Annotated in this window: 21 protein-coding genes and 1 tRNA gene; 10 read left to right on the top strand and 12 right to left on the bottom strand. The window is 38.6% G+C overall.

From position 1 onward, the window contains the following. Positions 1-38 precede the first annotated feature (38 nt). On the top strand, positions 39-461 hold the full coding sequence (locus ORI89_RS05630) for a GNAT family N-acetyltransferase (protein ID WP_268229462.1): 423 nt from the start codon (positions 39-41) through the stop codon (positions 459-461). A 268-nt stretch (positions 462-729) separates the two neighbouring features. Here the strand turns inward: ORI89_RS05630 and ORI89_RS05625 are convergent, their stop codons facing one another. Next, a complete protein-coding gene (locus ORI89_RS05625) occupies positions 730-1,905 on the bottom strand; it encodes a multidrug effflux MFS transporter (protein ID WP_268229461.1) in 1,176 nt (391 codons plus the stop codon). A gap of 290 nt (positions 1,906-2,195) precedes the next feature. Beyond that, complete coding sequence (locus ORI89_RS05620; protein ID WP_268229460.1) at positions 2,196-2,573, bottom strand: helix-turn-helix domain-containing protein; 378 nt, start codon at positions 2,571-2,573, stop codon at positions 2,196-2,198. A gap of 169 nt (positions 2,574-2,742) precedes the next feature. On the opposite strand from ORI89_RS05620, the gene ORI89_RS05615 reads away from it, so the two are divergent. Both ORI89_RS05615 and ORI89_RS05610 read left to right on the top strand, forming a co-directional pair. Beyond that, positions 2,743-3,846: a hypothetical protein gene (locus tag ORI89_RS05615; protein WP_268229459.1), complete on the top strand. Its 1,104-nt coding sequence runs from the start codon at positions 2,743-2,745 to the stop codon at positions 3,844-3,846. 7 nt (positions 3,847-3,853) lie between these two features. Beyond that, entirely contained in the window at positions 3,854-5,560 is a 1,707-nt protein-coding gene (locus ORI89_RS05610; RefSeq protein ID WP_268229458.1) for a hypothetical protein, read from the top strand. A 548-nt stretch (positions 5,561-6,108) separates the two neighbouring features. On the opposite strand, the gene ORI89_RS05605 is transcribed toward ORI89_RS05610, so the two are convergent. Then, a tRNA-Ser gene (locus tag ORI89_RS05605) sits at positions 6,109-6,193 on the bottom strand. Positions 6,194-6,458: 265 nt separating this feature from the next. Here ORI89_RS05605 and ORI89_RS05600 point away from each other — a divergent pair. After that, the gene (locus tag ORI89_RS05600; protein WP_268229457.1) at positions 6,459-7,316 is read left to right on the top strand and encodes a glycoside hydrolase family 25 protein; all 858 of its coding nucleotides are present in this window, start codon (positions 6,459-6,461) and stop codon (positions 7,314-7,316) included. A 38-nt stretch (positions 7,317-7,354) separates the two neighbouring features. Here the strand turns inward: ORI89_RS05600 and ORI89_RS05595 are convergent, their stop codons facing one another. Then, positions 7,355-8,686: a hemolysin family protein gene (locus ORI89_RS05595; RefSeq protein WP_268229456.1), complete on the bottom strand. Its 1,332-nt coding sequence runs from the start codon at positions 8,684-8,686 to the stop codon at positions 7,355-7,357. A gap of 227 nt (positions 8,687-8,913) precedes the next feature. Between ORI89_RS05595 and ORI89_RS05590 the strand changes: the two genes are divergently transcribed. Next, entirely contained in the window at positions 8,914-10,029 is a 1,116-nt protein-coding gene (locus ORI89_RS05590; RefSeq protein WP_268229455.1) for a phosphotransferase enzyme family protein, read from the top strand. Positions 10,030-10,041: 12 nt separating this feature from the next. After that, the gene (locus ORI89_RS05585) at positions 10,042-10,683 is read left to right on the top strand and encodes a carbohydrate-binding family 9-like protein (RefSeq protein WP_268229454.1); all 642 of its coding nucleotides are present in this window, start codon (positions 10,042-10,044) and stop codon (positions 10,681-10,683) included. Here the strand turns inward: ORI89_RS05585 and ORI89_RS05580 are convergent, their stop codons facing one another. Beyond that, positions 10,684-11,577: a 1-aminocyclopropane-1-carboxylate deaminase/D-cysteine desulfhydrase gene (locus tag ORI89_RS05580; RefSeq protein WP_268229453.1), complete on the bottom strand. Its 894-nt coding sequence runs from the start codon at positions 11,575-11,577 to the stop codon at positions 10,684-10,686. A gap of 53 nt (positions 11,578-11,630) precedes the next feature. On the opposite strand from ORI89_RS05580, the gene ORI89_RS05575 reads away from it, so the two are divergent. Together ORI89_RS05575 and ORI89_RS05570 are read left to right on the top strand one after the other, a co-directional pair. Further along, positions 11,631-12,665 carry an RluA family pseudouridine synthase gene (locus ORI89_RS05575; protein WP_268229831.1) on the top strand — a complete coding sequence of 345 codons (1,035 nt, stop codon included), beginning with the start codon at positions 11,631-11,633 and terminating at the stop codon, positions 12,663-12,665. A gap of 19 nt (positions 12,666-12,684) precedes the next feature. Beyond that, on the top strand, positions 12,685-13,539 hold the full coding sequence (locus ORI89_RS05570; protein WP_268229452.1) for an aminotransferase class IV: 855 nt from the start codon (positions 12,685-12,687) through the stop codon (positions 13,537-13,539). 68 nt (positions 13,540-13,607) lie between these two features. Here the strand turns inward: ORI89_RS05570 and ORI89_RS05565 are convergent, their stop codons facing one another. The 5 genes from ORI89_RS05565 to ORI89_RS05550 form a co-directional block, all read right to left on the bottom strand. Next, the gene (locus ORI89_RS05565) at positions 13,608-15,041 is read right to left on the bottom strand and encodes an amino acid permease (protein WP_268229451.1); all 1,434 of its coding nucleotides are present in this window, start codon (positions 15,039-15,041) and stop codon (positions 13,608-13,610) included. 21 nt (positions 15,042-15,062) lie between these two features. Beyond that, positions 15,063-16,379 (bottom strand): type IX secretion system plug protein, encoded by a 1,317-nt coding sequence (locus ORI89_RS05560; RefSeq protein WP_268229450.1) that lies wholly within the window; start codon positions 16,377-16,379, stop codon positions 15,063-15,065. A 107-nt stretch (positions 16,380-16,486) separates the two neighbouring features. Continuing rightward, entirely contained in the window at positions 16,487-16,639 is a 153-nt protein-coding gene (locus tag ORI89_RS19255; protein ID WP_442800872.1) for a FeoB-associated Cys-rich membrane protein, read from the bottom strand. Positions 16,640-16,644: 5 nt separating this feature from the next. After that, positions 16,645-18,747, bottom strand: coding sequence for a ferrous iron transport protein B (gene feoB / locus ORI89_RS05555; protein WP_268229449.1), 2,103 nt, complete (start codon positions 18,745-18,747; stop codon positions 16,645-16,647). 4 nt (positions 18,748-18,751) lie between these two features. Continuing rightward, a complete protein-coding gene (locus tag ORI89_RS05550) occupies positions 18,752-18,988 on the bottom strand; it encodes a FeoA family protein (protein ID WP_268229448.1) in 237 nt (78 codons plus the stop codon). Positions 18,989-19,117: 129 nt separating this feature from the next. On the opposite strand from ORI89_RS05550, the gene ORI89_RS05545 reads away from it, so the two are divergent. Continuing rightward, positions 19,118-19,576 carry a MarR family winged helix-turn-helix transcriptional regulator gene (locus ORI89_RS05545; protein ID WP_268229447.1) on the top strand — a complete coding sequence of 153 codons (459 nt, stop codon included), beginning with the start codon at positions 19,118-19,120 and terminating at the stop codon, positions 19,574-19,576. A 6-nt stretch (positions 19,577-19,582) separates the two neighbouring features. Here ORI89_RS05545 and ORI89_RS05540 read toward each other — a convergent pair whose 3' ends face one another. Next, positions 19,583-20,392 carry a ZIP family metal transporter gene (locus ORI89_RS05540; protein ID WP_268229446.1) on the bottom strand — a complete coding sequence of 270 codons (810 nt, stop codon included), beginning with the start codon at positions 20,390-20,392 and terminating at the stop codon, positions 19,583-19,585. Further along, positions 20,389-20,988, bottom strand: coding sequence for a phosphatase PAP2 family protein (locus ORI89_RS05535; protein WP_268229445.1), 600 nt, complete (start codon positions 20,986-20,988; stop codon positions 20,389-20,391). Before ORI89_RS05535 ends, ORI89_RS05540 begins: the two co-directional genes overlap by 4 nt. Positions 20,989-21,168: 180 nt before the next feature. Between ORI89_RS05535 and glmM the strand changes: the two genes are divergently transcribed. Further along, positions 21,169-22,551, top strand: a complete 1,383-nt coding sequence (gene glmM, locus ORI89_RS05530; RefSeq protein ID WP_268229444.1) for a phosphoglucosamine mutase — start codon at positions 21,169-21,171, stop codon at positions 22,549-22,551. The last annotated feature ends 13 nt before the right edge of the window (positions 22,552-22,564 follow it).

Here is a 22,564-nt window from a genome sequence, read left to right as displayed (position 1 = left end):
GATGAAGTAGCGACTTTTGTAGCTCTTAATGAATAGTTATGATTAGAAAAATAGAAAAGGCGGATTACCCACGGTTGATAGAAATATGGATTAGTGCAGTGCAGCATACCCATGATTTTCTGAAAGAAGAAGATTTTGTATTTTATAAAGAACAATTACCAGTTTATTTCGGTTATGTGACATTGTACGGTGTTGAGGACGAAGCGGGCTTGCAGGGATTCATGGGAGTAGCAGATGGTTGCTTGGAGATGTTGTTTATCCATGATGACTCCCGGGGCAAGGGAATAGGCCGGAAGTTGATAGCGTATGGTATAGCCAAGCTAGATGTAGTAAAAGTGGATGTTAATGAGCAGAATGGGCAAGCCGTAGGTTTTTACGAACATGTCGGGTTCCATACGGTTGGGAGATCCGAACGAGATGGACAGGGCAAAGCCTATCCGATTCTGCATATGCAACTCTAATTGTTCCTTAAACATCCAGATGTTCACTACAGTGTACACTTTTACTATTTCGAAGAAATTATATGGGGGTAAAGGGGAATTAATGTAGGTTTGAAAAACCTGAACATAAAATAGCAAGTGATAAAATGGAGCAACGTATAGTAATCAAGGATTTTGAGGAGTTAACCAACACCGAAATGCTAAAGCGATACGCAAAATAGCATAGATGAATAAACAGCATAGAGTCATTCTTTTCGAGAGAACGACTCTATGCTGATCATAATGGTTTTTATTTTCTGTTCAATGCTATTAGCCCACTATTGATCACAAACCAGAACAAAAGCAGTAACGGGAAGGTCAGGAATGATGAGCTGTGGAAATAACTTGTTAACCAGGTAATGCCACCTACTATAGCGTAGTAATAAAGACCTAAAACAGCGCCCGCTATACCTAGATAAGCCTTATGATGCATCAAAGCATTGCTTAGGCAAATAGGAAGCATGCAGGTAATACCAAACATCATCACAAAAATCGATAATAGTAAGATCATGATGAATGCCAATGGCCATTCCGAGAGAAAAAAGACATCTAACAAATAGATGCAGATCCCCAATAAAAAGACGAAATTTCCTATATTAAGAACGTATTGATTGGCGTGTTTTGTACTGATGGTCCTACAGAACCTAGCCCCACAGAAGCTAGCCAGTGCTACCAAAAAGCCTATACTTCCATATTCAATAAGGGAGAAGTCCAGCTGCTCTATAAAAATAAATGGCGCTTCTCCATAGTAACTGAAGATAATACCATTTATTGTTCCGATAAGTCCACCCAATACCCAAAAAGTCCGGTCAGCAAGTATGTTGCCAGCAATATTTTTTAAGTTGTAATGTGGCTTCGCTCGAAAGTCCAAGGTTTCTTCTAAGCTGCTGATTGACCAAAGTAGGGCTATACTTCCTATTAGAATTAAGAGCTTGAATAACATAGAGATGTCCCATATGGAAGCAACTACGCTACCGAGTAGCGGACCGATCGCAGGAGAGAAAGCGAGTACAGCCGATATTTTACTAAAAACCGAAATACGCTCTTTGTCACTATAGGTGTCACGAAGGATGGTCTGGCTGACATTAGATCCTACGGCAGCACCTAAAGCTTGGATAAGCCGTGCTAAGAGCAAGGCCTGGAAATCGACTGCATGTAGGCATAGAAATGAACCAACGATGTATACTACAATCCCGATCAGCATAGATATTTTACGTCCGATGAAATCAGAGAGTATCCCCCATAGGAAGACACCAATTGCGAAGCCAACAAAATAGATACTTAAGGTTTGCTGAATCTGATTGCCCGTGACTTGATAATATGACGCAAGTTCGGAAAGCGAGGGGGTGTATATGGTTTCACTGATTTGCGGAAACCCAACAAGAAATATAATAAGCCAAATGAATGACTTTTTTTGATTTTTCATTTTAAAAATATTAGATAATAAAACTCTTCTAGAAACCAGACAATGGTTTCCAATAACAGGTATATCTCTTATCGTGAGACAAGAGCCAGTGAGTTTATTTAGCTAATTTTTAAATAGAAAAACATAATATTTTTTTTGCAAAGGTAAGAAAAAGAAGCAAAAGCAAAGGATACCAGAGGGAGCAAAAGAGCTACTATTTCAAAAATGGTCACTTAAGGGTGTTGAATATTTTAAACTTTTCTTTATCTAGTTTTGAATCAGTAACAATTTTATCGGTAATAAGCAGAAAGCTATCTTTCTTTTAATAACCTTTCTAATAATTCTACTTTTGATTTTTCGGCTTCGAGAAGGCGCTCGTAGAGCTCAATTATCTTTTCTACAGGATTGATTGTGCAGAGGTAGTTGTTGTTATTAGAGCTACTGTCTTGAAATGTATTATTAATAATATTAAACACGGCATCTTCATCAAAATTACGTAAGGCATCTGGAGTAAGACCTAGTACCTGAGATACCTGAGCCAACAAGTCTTCTTCTACCTCAGCACTGCGCTCTATATTGGATACTGTCTGCTGACTTACACCTAATGCAGTTGCCAATGCTTCTTGTTTCATGCCGCGTAATTCGCGTAAGCGGCTAATTTTTGATCCGATCTTGTTTTCCTTACTCATACTTCAAAGTTAATAATATTCTGTCATTTGTTTATCGAGAATCTTAAGCCTTGGTAATTTACAAATTTGCTTTTGTTTTTTACTAGTGGGATTGGTGCGTTACAAATTATTGTGGTTCGGTACATGAATGATTGTTAGGTTCTTTGGGTAAACTAAAAATTATAACGCCATGTTTAGAGCAACTTTTACAGATTACACCCCCTGTTTTTTAAGGATAGAAGAAATTAAAGACCCATTCGGCTTTTTGCAAAGTATTTTTGAAAGCCAGCCAAATCCAGAAACAACTATAGATGAGTGTTGGGATTTTTGGACTATGGCTTTTAGACCGAACTATTGGATGACTCATGAATCTCCTAGAGTTCTGTACGAGAATTTTCTAAAATTAGCACGCCTCCTAGATACTGGATGGATAATCTCCAGAATATGTCCATCCTATCTAACAATAGGTAAAGCTGTGAAAATAGGTTATAAGCCTGGACAAGAATGTGATACCAATGAACATGCGAGGAGCTTGATAAAGGCCTACGAAACCCTCAACAATTCTTATTTACAATATAATAGATTTGATTTACCTTTTGAATTGTATAACACTTTTTATCATGGTTTAATGCCAACAAGTTTAGATTTTGAAGATTTATTAAAGGAGTCTACCTATTCTAGCTTTCAGGAAATTAATGAATTAATTATATCTCTTTATGAAATCTATCAAGCTGAAAAGGGGAGAAAAATATCAAAAAATGATACGGTGAAGTTAGAAGGGTTTACGAAGTTCGCATTGAATCATAACATCACTCAGTTCAATTATTACGACAGTGTGGAGAATATTTTTGAAGCTTTCGATAAAACCCAATTTCTTTCTATTATAGAATTTTTAAAGAGTACATCATGTTCTCATTTTTTCTGGAAGAGTAATGGTAATCCTGCAAATGTATTATATTATCTGGAAGAATTGCAATTTGTTATGGAAGTCTTATGGGACTACTACATAATAGAACCTGGATATGTAGGCTTCGAAAAATGGGAAATCCCGAAAAAGAATAGAAATCAGATAAAGCATCTTCCTAAACAAGCACTAATTAATCCGCTGAAATATCTGCAGGAAGAGTTCGAAAAAAGAAATTTAGCCCATCGACGGAAAGATATTGAGGAATGGAGATTAGCTATTTTAGATAATAATTGGCATAATCAGGATGAACATAAAGATATTCAAGACTTTCTTTGCTGTGTAATTGAGATAGCTGATCTTTTAGAATTTAAACCTGTTAATTATTAAAGCAGCTATGGAAACATTAATTTGCACCGAAGAACAAAGCAAGATAGATCAACTTGTGTTGAGATTAATCTCAAAATACAGAATTGACTATCTGTTTATCCGAGAGAGAGATAACTTTCAGGATGAAGGTGTAGTGCATTTTGAAATCGTTATACTTCTCGCTAATAAGGAGTCAGCAAATTTGCAAAAAGTTAATTCGCAAATTGAGATCGATATGGTTGATTATGTAAATTTCAATCATGTAACTTTTATTTCGACAACAGTAAAAGAAAAATTATCTCAAGGTGATATTTTCTTCTTTGATGCTTGTCACCCTAGCAGGCTTCTATTTAAAAACCCTAGTTGTTCTTATCAACTATATCCCCAAAATTTTTCACCAAAGCAAGATAAGAAAACATTGCAAAGAATCTTTGATAGAGAGAATTTAAAGATTAATGAATTTAAAGAGGGCTTCTATTTTTACAAAGAAAAAAAGAGTTTCGCATTAGCAGCATTTATGATGCATCAAGTCTTCGAGCTTCGTTTTCGTTGTATGGAAATTCTGTTTTTAGGAAAGGAAAAGCCAAGTCACAATATTAGAGTCCACCATAGAGCTTTAAGGAAGGTGACGACCTCATTAAATAGTTTGTTTTGTGAAAATAATAAAGAAGACAATCAATTACTAACACTCTTAAATGAGGTATATTGCGCCGTTCGTTATGAAGATAAGTTTCAGGTTCTAGAAACGGATATTAATCTACTTGAAAGCAAAATGAATAACCTCATTAGCGTGACTGATCAGCTTTTTTGTCAGTATTTAAAAATTTTAGATAAAGAGAATTTTACTAAAAATTTAGAATCAACTCTTTCTTCTGAAGTAGCCGAAGTAAAGCTCAAGGATTACCCGAATCATCCTTTTTTAACAGAAATACTCGTAAAAATTACAACTTCCTTGGATATCAAACAAGCCTATCTCGTTTCTTCTAGAAGTAGACAGACAAGCCGAGAGGGCTTTGAAGAAGAAAAGCAGAATAATTCTTTTATTGAATACATACTATTATTGGTCTCTGAGTCAAATATTAGTGAGGAGTCGTTTATGCTTCAAAGCACTCTTAATGGGAATTCTGACTATTCAGTACAATTACTAGGACATAGCATCAAAGAAGTTAATATTCATCTAAAAAGAGGACATCGCTTTTTTAGAAAAGTCTTGGAGCAAGGAAATCTAGTGTTTCAAATAGGGAATAATATTGTATGGTCATTCAAGAACGAAGATGTTAATTCGATATCAGACAAAAAACATAATAAACTAAAGCTCGCATGGGATGAACGGATGGAACGGGTCAATAGCTATCTTAATGGTGCTAATACTTTTGGAGCGGTAGATAATTACGCTTCAAAAACTGTAGTGTATGGACTGGCATTAGAACAGGTTTTTATTGGATTATTAGAGTTCTTTTATGACTATAAACCACAAAGGCTTTCTTTGAAAAATGTATTTAATATTTGTGCGGGAATTTGGAAGTTTCCTGCTGAGATATTTCCAAATGAGACAATAGAGAATCGCCGTATATGGAAATTATTAATAGAGATTTCGTTTGACATTAAACTTAATACAAAATTAGATATAAATTGGAGTGATCTACATACCATATCAGATAATTGCAATCTTTGTATAGATGCTGCTAATGAACTGATAAATAATTTTTATGAAGAAACTGGTTTTGCAAACTAGATTAATCAGTGAAATAAACAGTTGAGCAATAAGCGTGATGATGACTAAACAACACGCTTATTGTTCTATTACCTTTTATCTATATTTGATATATCGAAACTTATAAGATTGACCATTTCGATCCCCCAACCACATGTCCTGAACCTCCTACGGATCGAACCCCGGCCATCCCTTCTGGTTCTCATCCCTCTTAAACGCAAAAAACCTCCATCTTTCGATGAAGGTTTCTTTGGCGGAGAGCGAGGGATTACCTGCGGTCATACCTGATTAGGGGTGGCTTCAAATAAACCCAAAGCATTCGCCTTGCTCATTTCTTTTGTCGTTTTTATCTTTTTTATCAAACTGCGTTCGTAAAAAAGCTATAAAACGACAAAACCCGACTAACGTCGGGCTTTGTGTTTGTTTGGCGGAGAGCGAGGGATTGGTTCAGGCTCACAACCCCCAACCACATGTCCTGAACCTCCTACGGATCGAACCCCGGCCATCCCTTCTGGTTCTCATCCCTCTTAAACGCAAAAAACCTCCATCTTTCGATGAAGGTTTCTCTGCGGAGAGCGAGGGATTCGAACCCCCGAACCTGTTACAGTTAACGGTTTTCAAGACCGCCGCATTCGACCACTCTGCCAGCTCTCCGCCACAAAAGTAGAAATTCTGAACTGATTTCCAAAACATATTTCATGTGTTATGCCTTATCGTTTGATAATGAGAAAGATTAAATTATTTAATCTTTTTACAGCCATACTTTTTTACTTAAAAAATTGTTTTCAGAGAGTGGAGGACCGCTTTTTGAACAATAAAAATATATTTTTAAATAAAGAGTTGCCTACGAATGGGAATCTGTAGTTGCTAAATAATTCTTGTTGGCAATGAAAAATAATTCTACTAATTTCACGACGGAATGGGTAAAACAACACGAGTGAAAGCGAAGAAGCCGAAAGTACCGGCGAAAAAGATAGAGCAACGTAAATATTTACTTTGGAGTATTCTGTTGCCTTTTGTAGCAGTACTTTTAATTGTAGGCCTTTTGTTTAGGACAGAAATGTCGTATACGCTGAAGCATTGGTTTTATGGGCAGGAAACCATAGACAACCATACCGAAAATGAACACTATATCCGAAATGTAAAATTAATACAAGAACACGATAGTTATATTTACGGTATAGATGTGTCGCAGTATCAAGGGCCAATTAAGTGGAATGAGCTGCATAATATACATGGTATAGTTCCTGTAGACTTTGTCTTTATTAGAGCAACAATGGGAGAGGAGGCCTTAGATAAGCGCTTTATAGAGAATTGGAAAGGAGCACATAAACGGACCAAGCTAAGAGGGGCCTATCATTATTTTCGACCGAATGAAAATTCATTAAAACAAGCTCGAAACTTTATTAATAATGTAAAACTATCCGGAGGAGACTTACCTCCAGTGCTGGATATTGAAGAACGGCCAAAAAGACAATCGATGGATTCGCTGAAAATAGGTCTAAAACGCTGGTTGTTTGAAGTAGAGAAACATTACGGTATACAACCTATTTTATATTCTGGAGATAGTTATTTTACAGATTTTCTGCAAAAAGAGTTTTCTAATTATGTGCTCTGGATTGCCAATTATAATTTTTGGGTAGACGAACCAAAAAAACACTGGAACTTCTGGCAGTTTTCAGAGCGTGGAGCCGTCAGTGGGATAGAGGGCAATGTCGACCTGAACATGTTCAAAGGAAATATTGAAAAACTGGAAGAGTTAACAATACCTTACTGATTTTACTTTAAACAAAGTTCTTCTACCACAAACCTTAGCTAGTCTTCATTTTCGGGAATATCAAATTGTAGAGTAGGCAAAGCCGTAATAAGTACTTTGTCGATACGATGGCCATCCATATCAATTACTTCAAGTCGTAAGTTTTTAAAAGTAATAAATTCGCCTTCTGTAGGGACATGGTCTAGCATGATAAAGATCAAGCCGCCCAATGTCGTAATCTGATCGATATCTTCTTCTTCTTCCTCTTCTTCGCTTAGGGTAAGGTTAAAGTAGGTTAAAAAATCATCCAGTTGTACACGTCCATCAGCAATGTGTGAGCCGTCTTCACGTTGACGTATAGTTGTTTCAGAGCGTCCTTCACCACTATCTGTATTACCAAAAACAGTGCGCACAATATCTTTTAAGGAAACAATCCCTTTTGGTATACCGTATTCGTCGACAACAACAGCCAACTGTGCTTTTGCATTTTTAAAGACATCAAGTACTGCATAAGCCGAACTGTTTTCGTTGACATAGGGCATAGGTTGTATAAGGCTGACTATGTCGATAGGTTTATCGTCCAGGTAGCGCTGCAAGAATGATTTGACATGTACTACTCCTTTCACTTCGTCAAAACTTCCGTCGATAACCGGGAATTCAGTGTGCTTGGACCGACGGATAATATCTTTGTTTTCTTCAAAGCTGTTTTGAAGGTCCAGGCAGTTGATATTAGAATGGTGTAACATGAGGTTTACTGCCCGTTTGTCACCTAAAATGAAAAGCCTGTCCATAAGGTCGTGTTCAAAGCCTTCGATAACACCGCTGTCAACACCTTCGTCTACAAGAGCTTTAATCTCCTCCTCTGTAACCATGTTTTTAGTCACCTTAATATTTAGGAGTTTGACTATAAGTTCAGTGGAAACGCTTAAAAGCCATACGAAAGGACGCACAATGACACTGAGAGTTTTCATCGGCCGAGCAATAAGCATAGCATATTTTTCGGGAATAGCCATACCTATTCTTTTAGGAACAAGTTCGCCAATAACCAAGGTTAGGTACGTAATGATGAGAACAACAAGAATAACCGATATTTGCTGACTGTAAGGGGCAAGGAAGCTCACTTTTTGCAGATGCGCCGCTAAGAAGCTGGAAATTGTACCTCCACTAAACAAACCGGTTAATATACCGATTAAGGTAATACCTATTTGTACAGTAGAAAGAAACTCATTTGGGTTCTGTTTAAGATGAAGTGCTGTTTTTGCCGAAGCATTGTCTTTGTCAGCAGCAGCTTTCAGCCACGCTTTCCTACTGGAGACAATTGAAATTTCGGAAGCAGATAGGATACCATTAAGAATAATTAAAGTAACTATAATTATTATTTCGACGAGCATGTAAGGTCTTTTGCTAGCTAAAATACGAATTATTTTGTAATCTTTTGGCTATGGTGTAATTATTAACAGAAAAAAGATGAATATTTGCAACAATTATAAAGCAACACGATGTTTTGGCCTTGATAAATATGCAATCGTTTGATTGTAATTAATGTTTTTCTTTTCCAGAATATTTATTGATATTGGCTAATTATTAGGCGCAAATTATGTAATAATGAATTTTTCTAATGAGTGATAATAGAAGTGAGAGTTTAATAGAATCGACAAACTACTTTGATGTCGAAGGAAGTATAATAAGTGTAGAACGTTTTGGGTCTGGTCATATTAATGATACTTATTGTGTAAAAACAGATAAGGTAGGCGGGAAAAGCTATTTACTACAGCGCATAAATCATCACATTTTTGTTAATGTGGACGGACTTATGCAAAATACAAAACTTGTGCTGGATCATATTAAAGGTAAGTTGGCCCACTTAGGGGTAGAGCATGTTGAGAAAGCAAGCTTGACATTGATACCAACTAAAACCGGAGATTTATACAGGCAGGATGAGAACGGCGACTACTGGCGGATGTTTATTTTGCTAGAAGGAACGAAAAGTTACGATATCGTGGAGTCGGCCAATCAGGCATATTCGGCTGGACAGGCATTTGGCGAGTTTCAAATGTTATTATCGGACTTGAACGCTAATAAACTGGTGGAGATATTGCCGAACTTTCATAATATCGATTTTAGAATAAATAATTTAAAAGAGGTTATTAAACGTGATCCGGTGAAACGGGTAGCCGAGGTTCAAGATATACTTGATTTTGTTTTTGAGCGTGAAGAACGGATGCGTGCTGTTTTATTGATGGCAAAAGAGGGTAGGTTACCGCTACGTATTACACACAACGATACGAAGTTTAATAACGTATTGTTGGATAGTGAAGATCGTGTACAGTGTGTCATCGACCTTGATACGGTGATGCCGGGCTATGTAGCATATGACTTTGGTGATGCAATAAGAACGATAATTAATTCTGCTGCAGAAGATGAAGCTGATTTAAGTAAAGTGGTATTGAATATTCCTTTCTTTGAAGGATACGCTAAAGGTTATATGAGTAAGGCGAAAGACTTCTTGACAGATAATGAACTAAGCTCTTTGTTAGATGGCGTTTTTCTATTGCCATTTATGCAAGCAGTACGTTTCTTGACAGATTATATCGATGGCGATACCTACTATAAAATACAGTATCCGGAGCATAATTTGGTAAGAACTAAATCACAGATCAAGCTAGTACAGGAATTGGAAGCACATGAAAGTGAGCTGGTAGAAATTTTAGAATCAAGTGTACAACCTGTATAAATAAAAAAACAGATGGGTATTTTGAAAGTTGGTCATATAGGAAAAGGAGAATTGTCTTTAGATTATGTCGCTTATAAGGAGGCATTAAAGGAACAGAAATGGCATGCTATAGAGCATGTTAACTGGCCTGGTGAGTTTCCGTATAAACCTTTTGTCAACTTTCAAATTGCACATACTAGCAGCCATATTGTATTGCATTATGCAGTGGAAGAAGAGTATGTGAAAGCGCAGTACATTCGACCCAATGAGTCGGTTTGGGAGGATAGCTGTGTGGAGTTTTTTATTTCTTTTGACAATAAGAAACAGTACTACAATTTTGAGTTTAATGTGTTAGGGACAGGACTTATTGGTTTTGGTTCTTCTGATAAAGATACCAGAGTAAGGCTGGAACCAGCTGTAATTGAACAGGTCTCTACACTAACTACTGTGGTGAATAACAAGGGAGTAAAAACTTGGGCTATTGTGTTGCTGATACCTGTTACTGTATTTGAGAATATAGGTTTGAAAAGTTTTGACGGAATTAAAGCAGATGTTAATTTCTATAAATGTGGAGATGCTTTACCGACTCCTCATTTTATTTCATGGAATAAGATAAATCACGCCACGCCCAATTTTCATTTACCGGAATATTTTGGACAGGTAGAGTTTGCGTAGTTAAAATTTATCGAACATCCCAAGAAAACCGGTCAAACCACCCGTATGGAGGATTATGATCTTTGATCCACTAGTAAAATAATCCTGCGCTATCAAGTCCTCAACTGCATAGCACAGTTTTCCTGTATAAGTGGGTTCAATCAATATGCCCGTACGTCGGGTAAATTTCTTTACATAGTTTATAAGTTCGGGTTTGGTTTTGGCATAACCACCAAAATGATAATCCGTATGAAGGTGGGTATATGGAGAGCGTGTAGCACCGAGTTCACTGATTTCGTCCCAAATGAATGCGCCGCCTTTTAAAACCGGCACACCATGAATATTGATGTCGGGGCTTAGCGATTGCGCTGCTGCGCCTTGTATCAGTCCGGCAAAAGTAGTGCCTGTACCACAGGCGCAGAAAATATGGTCGAAGGGCTCTGTTAGCTCCTGTATTATTTCTGCACAGCCTTGTGCCGCCTTTAAACCATAGCCTCCCTCGTCAATGAAAAAAGCTTCCGGTCTGTCCTTAAAATATTGGTCAAACAGTACTTTTTTGTTTTTATAGCTTTCGCGGTCCACGAAATGAAGCTGCATGCCGAATACTTTGCATAGAGCGAGAACAGGGTTGTTTATTTCCTCGCCCCGTACGAAACCATAGGTCTGGAAGTTGAACTTTGCACCCGCACAGGCAGTAGCCAATAAATGGTTAGACCAAGCACCACCGAAAGTAACCAATAGCGTTTTATTCTTACTCTGGGCCGATTGTAGTGGGTATTTCAGTTTACGCCATTTGTTGCCCGAAATATAGGGATGGATGAGGTCATCACGTTTTATATATACACGTACTCCTTTTTCTTGATAAAGCGGAGCGTGTAACTCTTCAATTGGGCTAAAAAAATCAAATGTTTGCATATATACTTGGCGCAAAGTTAGTAGTTTTTAAAGGATTTCGATACTTTTGCGACATGGCAGAAGAAATAGATTTTCAAGAACAGGAAGAAAGAGAGCTTTACGAACATTTGAGGATCGAAGCAGATAAAGGTCAGGCTTTGCTGAGGTTGGATAAGTTCCTGATGAACAGGGTGGAGAACACTTCTAGAAATCGGATTCAGAATGCTATTGAAGCGGAGTCGGTATTTGTTAATGGTAAGATTGTAAAGGCAAGTTATAAGATAAAACCATTTGATGTGGTTACGATGGTGCTGCCTGATCCGCCAAGAGATACGGAAGTATACCCTGAAGATATTCCATTGGATATTATCTATGAAGATGATGATGTACTGATTGTTAATAAACAAGCAGGAATGGTGGTACATCCTGGCTTTAATAACTATACCGGAACACTGGTGAATGCACTGACATTTCATTTAAATCAGTTGCCTACCATGCCTGGAAATACGGGTCGACCAGGTCTAGTGCACCGTATTGATAAAGATACGTCGGGCTTATTAGTTATTGCTAAAAACGAATGGGCAATGACTTTTATGGCAAAGCAATTTTATGACCACAGTATACATAGAAAGTATGTGGCGTTGGCTTGGGGAGATATTGAAGAATCGGGCACGGTGACAGGCTATATCGGTAGGAACTTACGGGACAGACGGGTGATGGATATGTTTGATAGCGAAGAAAAGGGGAAATGGTCGGTGACCCATTATAACGTGCTTGAACGCCTGGGCTACGTGACCTTGATTGAATGTCAATTGGAAACAGGACGTACACATCAAATCCGTACACACATGAAATCCATTGGGCATGCTTTATTTGGAGACGAAGCTTACGGCGGAAATCGAATATTGAAGGGAACAGCATTTACTAAATATAAACAGTTTGTAAATAATTGCTTTGAACTGCTACCTCGACAAGCACTTCATGCCCGATCGTTAGGGTTTGTGCATCCGAGGACGAAAGAATATATGGAGTTTGAAGTGGATATACCGGCAGATTTTGCTGCTGTTCTTGAAAAGTGGAGAGGTTATTCGGTTACGATGGGGGAATAATTAGAGTATTTTAAATAGTATGGTGACACGTTATATAAACTTTGATGGGCAGATTATAGCTGCGGATACGCCTATCGTAAGTATTGAAAGCCGGGCGCTACGCTACGGTGATGGTTTGTTCGAGACGATGTTGTGGAGAGATGGGCAGATCAGGTTTTTAGATTTTCACGCTGATCGTTTGCAGCGTGGGATGAAGTTATTGCAATTTGAAGAGTATACTACCTTTGATAGTTTTTTTATTAAATCGAGAGCCGAAGAACTGATTCGGAAGAATAACATGGTCGGGCAGCAGGTGCGGGTCCGTTTTATTGTGTTCAGAAGTGGAGCAGGCCTATATGCCCCTGACAACAACAAAGCAATGTATAGTATGGAGGTGGTGCGCATCCCGCCTTCATTGCGGGATAAAAAGGTAGGTTTGATAGTTGATGTGTTTTCTGATTTTAAGAAGCCTTATAGCGATTTATCACACTTAAAATCTAATAATGCTCTGGTGTATATAATGGCAGGCCTGTTTAAGAAAAAGTTTGCCTACGATGAGGTATTGATTTTAAATCAGGAGGGATATCTCTGTGAAGCTTTAAATTCGAATGTTTTTGTCTTCTATGATAAGGTGCTGTACACACCGGCTCTGACAGAAGGTTGTGTAGAAGGAGTTATGCGGAGGGTGGTGATGGATATGGCCGCCGATGAAGGCTATCCGGTCGTGGAAGCACAAATAAGCCCCGAGATTATGAAACAGGCTGATGAGATCTTTTGTACCAATGCAGTGCAAGGTGTACAGTGGGTTATGGGTTATAAACAAAAACGATATTTCAATAAAATATCACGCGTGTTGCAGGATAAGTTGGAAAGCTGGAACTACGAGGAAGATTAATAATTGAAAGGTCGTTCTCCATTTCTCATAGTGGCGAACGACCTTCTTATAGTTGTAGCAGCAAAGCGTTAGGACGCCAGTTTCTTTTTTCTACGCTGCACCAATAAGTATGTTATATAGAGTATAACGAGCCAAATAGGAATCAATTCTACCGATATTTTTAAGCCCGTAAACCACATCATGACCAATACGGCTAATAGGAAAAATAAGCTTAGGTAGTTTGTAAAAGGATAGAAAAGAGTCGGAAAAGCCGATTTCTCTTTGTTAGCTATGATCTTGTTTTTAAAAAAGATATGGGTTAGGCTAATCATTATCCAATTAATCACCAAAGAGGATACCACTAAGCTCATTAAAATCGCTAATGCTTTTTCTGGAATTACTTTATTAATGACAATGCAGATAGCTACCAAGCCCGCAGAGGTAAGGATAGCATTAATCGGCGAGTGGTTTTTATTTAATCGGGTTAAGAATTTTGGGGCATTTTTTTGCTCGGCTAGTCCGTACAGCATACGCGAATTACTGTATACACAGCTATTGTAAACCGATAGTGCTGCCGTCAGTACAATCAAATTAAGTGCATTGGCAATGATGTTGGTAAAATAGTAAGTTTCGCCAAAAAGCTGAAACTCCATGCCTTTAAGGCTAGCAAATACTTCTACAAATGGACTGGTGTCTGCATTCATATTTCGCCAAGGCATGAGGGAGAATAGGATAACAAGCGACCCGATGTAGAAGATAAGTATACGCCATAACACTTGGTTGGTAGCTTTAGGGATGTTCTTCTCCGGGTTTTCCGCTTCAGCAGCTGTAATACCTACGAGCTCCAAACCGCCAAAAGAAAACATAATCATCACAAGGGCTGCTAACAATCCTTGATATGAGCCGTTTTCACTTGTCGTAAGCCAGCCTTTAGGGAAGAAGCCTCCATCGTTTGTCAAGTTAGACAGAGTGGCCTGTTCGCCGCCTTTACCTGTGATAAGAAGGTATGATCCAAAAATGATCATAGCAATTATAGCTACAACTTTAATGATGGAAAACCAAAACTCAGTCTCGCCGTATACCTTAACCGAGGCGAGGTTGATCATGTTAATGACTATAAAAAAGAATAGGCTGGACAGCCACAAAGGGATATCGGGCCACCAAAACTGTACATAATGACCAATAGCGGTAAGCTCGGCCATACTCACAAGGAGATAAAGCACCCAATAATTCCATCCCGACGCATAGCCAGCAAAAGGCCCCCAATATTTATGTGCAAAATAGCTAAAGCTACCCGACACAGGTTCGTGAACGACCATTTCGCCCAATTGCCTCATAATAAAGAAAGCAATAAGCCCGGCTATAGCGTAGCCTAATATGACTGATGGGCCTGCTAGTATCGCAGCTTGCCCTACACCAAGAAACAAACCCGTTCCTATAGCACCGCCTAATGCAATAAGCTGTATATGCCGATTGCTAAGACCTCTTTTCAGTTTGCGATTGTCTGATGATTTATTGTCCAAAATTATTGATTAATAAAGGTTTTATTTTTTATTGTTAATACTATTCTCTGAGAAGCCAACTAACTCATCCCAATATGTTCCCATACGGCGGTGGTAGATGAAAATTTGGTAGTCGTTGCCCGTGTCGTAATGCGATCCGGAGAAGGCATCGCTGATAACTTGTCCGTTAGGTGTTTCTAAAACGTACTCATAATCGTACAATCCTTGCTTAAGCTTTACTGTTACCGACCAAACCTTATGCTCTGTATCATAGCTTAATTTGTTTTCTGGGTTCCGCTGGAAGTTATTAAATCCACCCACGAGGTAAATGTCTCCTTTTATATCTTCGTTCGCTTGAAGAGAGAAGGTAACTGCTGCGTAGTCGCCATCTATATCTTCATCGTTGAAATCACGATTACGGGTATAAAACCGTCCATTTTCATCATAGGTCGCTGCATAAGTTTCATTATGGTTATTTTCGTCAGTGCGCAGGATAATATGGGTAATGCTATCTTGCCACATTTCCAGAACACGCTCACTAGCCACTCGGAAGCTTCTAAGATCGACAAATCTAAATTCATTGTTTGCTTTAAAATCTAAAGTAGCACTGTTGGTGTATCGAATATCGTTATTGCCAACAAAGCTGGGCTGCTCGAGAAGCATTTGGGTGTCTTCCCTGTGGTTTTGGCGTACGAGTACGGAGAGGTCGCGTTGCGGATTTTGTATCGTTAGGCCGGTCTTGAGCTGCACATTTAACTTTTGGTTGCGCAAGCGGTTACTAACATTGGCTGACGCTTGGATGCTAGATTCGACCTGCACTAAGTTATTGAGTACGTAAAATCTGTGGGTCAGTATAAGGCGGTCTTTGTCTGCATCCTCATATACTTTTAAGATGTAGTTACCTGCAAGTTTAGGCTTAATATATTCGGTAGGGAAAGTGACGCTGTAGGCCGTATAGTGCTGATAGGTGTTTTGTGATAGGCGGTAATCATCTATTCTATCTTCGTTGAATCCCTCCACATAATCCAATACCGATGTACGGCTAGGTGTCCAGTCTCGATCGCAATGTTCTATGCTCAGGTAATAATTTCTGACGTCCGATCGTAGGTCGTCGAAACGGAGCAATAATGGTTCGCCGCTTCCTATTTCATAAATAGGGGTCTCGTTTTCATTTCCTACGGGGTAAAACTGTACATTTTGTATGGTAGGCAGATAAGCTTTATTCTCATAAACTAATTCCTGCTTGGGCGAACGCTCAAACTTCACTTTTTCTTTCTTCTTTTTCTGAGCTGCGGCAGGCGCAATCCATAAAAGTAGGGTAAGAGATATTAAGAACGTTCTAGTCAGTTTTATGTTCATATGGTAAAAATAAGAAAACCGCCGGTATTTCAGCGGTTTTCCATATATTAATTAAAGTACACTATGTAAGCCTTCAAGTGGTTCACACTGTACTAAATTGCTTGATGTTATTTGGTTTTGACCTTATCGACTGGGCAATTACAACCTTTGGAACAAGAGCCCCCCTTGTTTTTTGAAGGTAAAAACCGCTTAATCATAAATACAAGCGCAATAATAAATATAACTGCGATGATGAGATATTGTAAGGTCAGTCCGTCCATTTAGTTTATTTTAAAAATTGATATACAACAAATGCTACAATATAAGCAATACCTGTCATCATCACAGTTTGTATGATGGTCCATTTCCAAGACCCAGTTTCACGCTTCATAATCGCTATAGTACTCATACATTGCATAGCAAACGCATAAAACAGGAGTAACGACATGCCAGAAGCTACATTGTATGCAGGGAGTCCTGTGTTTCTGTTTATCTCTGATCTCATTTTACCCAGGAGCGTCTCTTTTTGCTCATCGTCGTCTATATCGATATCTTCACCTAAGCTGTAGACGGTAGCCATCGTGGCGACAAAAACCTCACGTGCAGCAAAAGAAGAAACGAGGCCTATTCCCATTTTCCAATCATACCCCAATGGCTTAACAAAAGGTTCAATACCCATGCCTATATAACCTAGAAAAGAGTGTTCTAATTTGAATGAAGCAACCTCTTCAGCCAACTCATCAGAAGTTAAGTTTTGGTTGGCTTCAACTACATATTCTTCAGCTTTGCTGAATTTGTCGTTAGGGCCAAAATTGCCCAAAACCCATAGAATAACGGACATTGCTAAAATAATACGGCCGGCACCAAAAAGGAAGCTGCTTGTTTTATCCCACACGTGCGTGACTACGTTTTTCCAGTCTGGACTTTTGTAAGACGGAAGTTCGAAGATTAGAAATGATTTATGTTGTGCCTTGATAATTTTATTTAAAATCCATGCCGAAAGTAAGGCTGCTACAACGCCTAAGACGTATAGTAGTGTTAACACCAAACCTTGCAAACCAAAACCTAAAAATGTTTCATTTGGGATGACCAAAGAAATCAATACTACATAAATTGGTAAACGGGCAGCACAAGTCATAAAAGGTGTAACCAACATCGTGATCAGTCTTTCTTTGGTGTTTTCAATGTTGCGGGCAGCCATAATAGCAGGAACAGCACAACCGATGCCGGAAATAAGTGGGATGACGGATTTTCCGTTTAGGCCGTAGGGGCGTAACCACCTGTCCATAAGGAATACTACACGACTCATGTAACCTGTTTCTTCCATAAGAGAAACAAGGAGAAATAAAATCGTGATTTGAGGAACGAAGATGATAATACCGCCTATACCTGCCAATATCCCTTGCGTGAATAGACCCGATAAAGGGCCTTCAGGCAATAAACTGGCAACATAATCGACAAAGACAGCGTAGTTTTCATCAATCCAATCCATGAAAGGTTCAGATAGCGTGAAAACAAGTTGAAAGACTAAAAGTAGGATAGTGAAGAATATTAAGTAGCCCCAGATAGGGTGTAGTAATATCTTATCAATGCTATTGGTTTTGTTGAAAATATTATTTTCTAAATGTGCAACGAAACCTTTAATATCTTTTTCTATACGCTCACTTCGTTGTATAGTTTCGTCTTTTTGCAGTTCATTATACGATACCTGGTGTTGCTTACGTACAGCTGCTATCGACTTTTGCTGCTCGGTACTTAAAAATGATACCTTATCTTGTGCTAGAAATTGCCAAGTTTGGTATTCAGTATGAAGCGGGAACAGCTTTTTAGCATCCTCGACAAGAGGCTGGTATTTAGTGCTAATTTTAAACTGCCCGACATAAAGCTCTGGCCGATCGTCAAAAGCTTTGATAAGCTCTTGTATGCCTTTTCCGTTGCGGGCATCGGTAGTATATATTGTTGTATTTAGATAGGCTTCAAGTTTGGCGTAGTCTATTTCTAGTCCTTTCCCTTTAGCCTCATCGATCATATTAACAACAAAAATAGCTGGCACGCCCAATTCGCGCGCCTGTTGGTATAGTGCGATCGAACGTTTGATATTGTTTGGTTCAGAAACTACGACGACAAGGTCCGGATGAGATTTGTTATTCTTGTCTGCTAATGTATTGTATACAATTTCTTCATCCAATGAAGTCGGAAATAGGGTGTATGTTCCCGGGAGGTCAATTACGGTGTACGTCTTTCCGTTAGCTGTAACCGAGCCTTCTCTTTTTTCAACTGTAATACCGGGATAATTGCCTACATGTTGACGTAGTTTTGTAATACGATTAAATAAAGAGGTTTTTCCAACGTTAGGGTTGCCTAACAGGGCAATAATGGGTTGATTCATGTGACTATTTTTCTACGAGAATATGTATGGCTTCTGACTTACGGATGGCTAATAAGATATTGGATGTATGAATAAATAAACCAATAGGTCCGTTGAAAGGAGCTCTATGTTTCACTTCGACTATACTGCCAGGTAATAAGCCCATTTCGAAAAATTTAGAAGGCAATTCAAGCGAGTTAATTTCACTTATTTTTACCCTTTGACCTACTTGTAGCGAGTCAAGACTGGAAATATTTTGCATTTCTTATGTTAAAAAATAATTAAAAGTTATATTCGATATAAATAGCACTGTATAACCCCCAAATATAAATAATTTAGATTGATTCTATGGGGATCAGTGCGAAAGTTTTGAATTAAAAGATACGGAGCAATGAAGATAGAAGATGAGATTAAGGTCAGTCGGTTTGTAAATGATTGGCAACGAGCATCTGTTAATTTATTATATACAGCAAGCTGGTTAAATTCGGCATTAGAAAAACGGGCATCTGCATTTAATATTACTTTGCCACAATTTAATGTTCTTCGCATTTTACGTGGGCAGATGCCCAAAGCCTCGACAAACAATCTTTTAAAGTCTCGTATGATATCAGATACGTCAGATATATCCAGATTAGTGAATAGGCTTGAAAAGAAAGGTTACGTTATGCGTTCCAAAAATGAAGTTGATAAAAGAGCTACTGATATTGTTATAACAAATAGTGGTCTTTCATTGTTGACACAAATGGAGGAGGATATGTTATTGTTGGATATCCTGCCTCAGCATATCGATGAGAAGCAGGCAGCATTGTTGAGTGAATTATTAGATGTTTTCCGTCGCGGAAAAGAATAATATTTTTTAATGCTCATGCTTATGGTCATGGTCATGAGAATGGTCATGATGTTCGTGCGGTGCATTTGCCGGTCCATGGCTATGATCGTGTCCTTCAAATAAAAAGTTGGCCAAAGAAACTAAAACACCGAGCAATACAGCTATCATTTTGCGTCTGTTAAATTTATGGTGATCAGCAGAACCAGATTCGAATAGAATTGTTGTAGAAATGTGTAGAAATATACCAATCACAATAGCCATGATTTTATCAAAATATTGAGAGATATTCCCAATATCTCCACTGCTTATGCCTTTGCTCGTTAAGAAACCTAAAGGAGTCATGGCTGCAAACAAAAGTAAGAAAAAGCCTATCTTCTGTTTATTTAAGTTGGTATTGAGCAATAAGCTACCAAGTGCAAAAGCTGCTGGTATGTGATGAATAGCTATGCCAAAAACAAGCTCGGTTTGGTGGCCGGCTGCTAAGGGCATACCTTCTAAAAAGGCATGCAAACAAAGGCTGACCATAATACCAATAGGAAATACCTTGTGGTCATGATGGTGTATGTGGCCGTGTTCAATACCTTGTGAGAAATGCTCAAGAACCAACTGGAAAAGAAAGCCACAGAGTATGTAAACTCCGATAACTTCGGGACTCGTGTTAGCACTTAAATATACGTGGGGTATAAGGTGCAACACCGTGATGCTAAATAGATAAGCACCACTAAAAGAAAGTATGAGTTTAAGTAGAGAGGTGTTGTCTCTCTTGACAAAAAATACAGATAAGCCTGCCAAAAAAGCAGAAAAGAAAAGAATATTAACAATTAGAAATGAGCTCATGCTGTTGTAGTTTCTGTCGTCTTAGTTTGTTCTAAAAATTTCGGAAAGAAGCGATTAAATAAATAACCACTTGTCAAGCCGATCGCTGTCCCAAGGATTGCCCCGGCCAATATATCTGCAGGGTAATGAACGCCCACGTAAATTTGAGAGAAGCTGATTAAAGCTGCCCAAGTAACGCCTAACCAAAGCGCATGTTTCCAACGGCGGCGAAATAAGGCAATCCAAAAGAAAGCCATCGCAAAATGATTGGTAGCATGAGATGAAGTGAAGCTATAGCCCGAGCCGCAGCGAACACGCAAGTTTACTTGCTCTTTGAAAGCCAGGTCGTTGCAGGGTCTCACGCGCTGTACATTTTTCTTTATTAGATGAGAAGATATACCGTCCGAAGCTCCAAAATTGATTAACGTAAAAGCGACTACTAAAATCCCCATCTTACCGTAGGTTCTTATAAAGAAGATAACAAGGAATAAATACATCGGTGCCCAGGTGTAAGGGTTGCGAAGTATAGGAAGTAGCCAATCGAAAAAAGGATTACTTAATCCTTGATTAATCGCTAAAAAGAGTTCCTGATCAATATCTATAAGTTGATTCAACATAAATGATGGTATTGATGTGTTTACATTATTTTACCAAAAGTAAATAATAATTGTAAAGATCGCTACGAATTAATTAAATGAAACAATGTTGCAACAAAAGTAGTCTTTTGAATTTAAAAAATGAAAGTTTTATATGATTTATTTATTATATAAGGCTATTTTTGGGTCTTAACAACGATTATGGCACTTATAAAATCAATATCAGGAATCCGAGGCACAATCGGAGGAAGGTCTGGAGAGGGATTGTCTCCAATTGACGTGGTGAAGTTCACAGCAGCTTTTGCACATATATTATTGCAGAACTCGACGAGTAAGAAAATTGTAGTGGGACGTGATGCACGCATGTCCGGTGAGATGGTGAGCAACCTAGTGGTTGGTACATTGCAAAGTTTAGGTGCAGATGTTATTAATCTTGGGCTCTCAACAACCCCTACCGTAGAGATAGCCGTTCCTATGGAGAATGCTGCAGGAGGGATTATCTTGACCGCTTCGCATAATCCAGGACAATGGAATGCGTTGAAACTTTTAAATGCAGCAGGTGAGTTTATTAACGATGAAGAAGGGCAAAAGGTTTTAGCATTGGGTGAAAGTTTAGACTTTGACTTTGCTGATGTCGAGGATTTGGGCAAAGAAATCAAGGACGATACCTATCTGCAAAAGCATATCGATGCAGTTTTAGCTTTGCCACTAGTCGATGTAGAAGCAGTACGCCAAGCTAACTTTTCTGTCGCAGTAGATGCTGTGAATAGCACAGGCGGATTGTTTATACCAGCCTTGTTAGAGGCTATGGGCGTACAGACCGTGCACAAGATACATTGCGAGCCTAATGGTGATTTCCCGCATAACCCAGAGCCTTTAAAAGAGCATCTGACAGATTTGTCTGCAGCAGTTGTGAAAAATAAGGCCGATTTGGGTATTGCTGTCGATCCGGACGTTGACCGTTTGGTGTTTATGATGGAAGATGGCGAGCTTTTTGGCGAGGAATATACTTTAGTAGCAGTGGCTGACTATATATTGGAGCATACTAAAGGCAATACAGTATCCAACTTATCATCGACAAGAGCTTTGCGTGATATTACGCAGAAACATGGCGGCACATATTATGCAGCAGCTGTGGGCGAGGTGAATGTTGTAACGAAGATGAAAGAGGTAAATGCTGTGATAGGTGGAGAAGGAAATGGCGGCGTTATCTACCCAGAGTCACATTATGGTAGAGATGCATTAGTTGGTGTGGCGATATTCTTGACACACTTAGCAAAACTAGGTAAAAAGATGTCAACCTACAGAGCAGAATTGCCACAATATTTTATGTCTAAAAATAAGATTACGCTAACTCCAGGGCTGGATATTGATGGGTTGCTAGCTAAAATGCAGGACAAGTATAAGCATGAACAGCACTCGACAATTGATGGACTGAAGATAGATTTTGAAAACGAGTGGGTGCATTTGAGAAAGTCAAATACAGAGCCTATTATTCGTATTTACTCGGAAGGTCCTACGCAAGATGCTGCAGAAGCTATTGCGCAAAAGATCATCAACGAGATTGAAGCTATTATTAAATAGTTAAATAAAACGT

It is taken from the genome of Sphingobacterium sp. UT-1RO-CII-1, assembly GCF_026711005.1.
Classification (GTDB): Bacteria; Bacteroidota; Bacteroidia; order Sphingobacteriales; family Sphingobacteriaceae; genus Sphingobacterium.
This window is presented reverse-complemented; position numbering and strand designations above follow the sequence as displayed.

What these genes read in the sequence shown, in the direction of transcription:
- ORI89_RS05600 (WP_268229457.1), top strand. Translation starts at nt 6,459, where the DNA reads ATGGGTAAAACAACACGAGTGAAAGCGAAGAAGCCGAAAGTACCGGCG.
- ORI89_RS05570 (WP_268229452.1), top strand. Translation starts at nt 12,685, where the DNA reads ATGGTGACACGTTATATAAACTTTGATGGGCAGATTATAGCTGCGGAT.
- ORI89_RS05560 (WP_268229450.1), bottom strand. Translation starts at nt 16,379, where the DNA reads ATGAACATAAAACTGACTAGAACGTTCTTAATATCTCTTACCCTACTT.
- ORI89_RS05550 (WP_268229448.1), bottom strand. Translation starts at nt 18,988, where the DNA reads ATGCAAAATATTTCCAGTCTTGACTCGCTACAAGTAGGTCAAAGGGTA.
- ORI89_RS05595 (WP_268229456.1), bottom strand. Translation starts at nt 8,686, where the DNA reads ATGCTCGTCGAAATAATAATTATAGTTACTTTAATTATTCTTAATGGT.
- ORI89_RS05625 (WP_268229461.1), bottom strand. Translation starts at nt 1,905, where the DNA reads ATGAAAAATCAAAAAAAGTCATTCATTTGGCTTATTATATTTCTTGTT.
- feoB (WP_268229449.1), bottom strand. Translation starts at nt 18,747, where the DNA reads ATGAATCAACCCATTATTGCCCTGTTAGGCAACCCTAACGTTGGAAAA.
- ORI89_RS19255 (WP_442800872.1), bottom strand. Translation starts at nt 16,639, where the DNA reads ATGGACGGACTGACCTTACAATATCTCATCATCGCAGTTATATTTATT.
- ORI89_RS05615 (WP_268229459.1), top strand. Translation starts at nt 2,743, where the DNA reads ATGTTTAGAGCAACTTTTACAGATTACACCCCCTGTTTTTTAAGGATA.
- glmM (WP_268229444.1), top strand. Translation starts at nt 21,169, where the DNA reads ATGGCACTTATAAAATCAATATCAGGAATCCGAGGCACAATCGGAGGA.
- ORI89_RS05580 (WP_268229453.1), bottom strand. Translation starts at nt 11,577, where the DNA reads ATGCAAACATTTGATTTTTTTAGCCCAATTGAAGAGTTACACGCTCCG.
- ORI89_RS05575 (WP_268229831.1), top strand. Translation starts at nt 11,631, where the DNA reads ATGGCAGAAGAAATAGATTTTCAAGAACAGGAAGAAAGAGAGCTTTAC.
- ORI89_RS05590 (WP_268229455.1), top strand. Translation starts at nt 8,914, where the DNA reads ATGAGTGATAATAGAAGTGAGAGTTTAATAGAATCGACAAACTACTTT.
- ORI89_RS05535 (WP_268229445.1), bottom strand. Translation starts at nt 20,988, where the DNA reads ATGTTGAATCAACTTATAGATATTGATCAGGAACTCTTTTTAGCGATT.
- ORI89_RS05630 (WP_268229462.1), top strand. Translation starts at nt 39, where the DNA reads ATGATTAGAAAAATAGAAAAGGCGGATTACCCACGGTTGATAGAAATA.
- ORI89_RS05620 (WP_268229460.1), bottom strand. Translation starts at nt 2,573, where the DNA reads ATGAGTAAGGAAAACAAGATCGGATCAAAAATTAGCCGCTTACGCGAA.
- ORI89_RS05585 (WP_268229454.1), top strand. Translation starts at nt 10,042, where the DNA reads ATGGGTATTTTGAAAGTTGGTCATATAGGAAAAGGAGAATTGTCTTTA.
- ORI89_RS05540 (WP_268229446.1), bottom strand. Translation starts at nt 20,392, where the DNA reads ATGAGCTCATTTCTAATTGTTAATATTCTTTTCTTTTCTGCTTTTTTG.
- ORI89_RS05610 (WP_268229458.1), top strand. Translation starts at nt 3,854, where the DNA reads ATGGAAACATTAATTTGCACCGAAGAACAAAGCAAGATAGATCAACTT.
- ORI89_RS05545 (WP_268229447.1), top strand. Translation starts at nt 19,118, where the DNA reads ATGAAGATAGAAGATGAGATTAAGGTCAGTCGGTTTGTAAATGATTGG.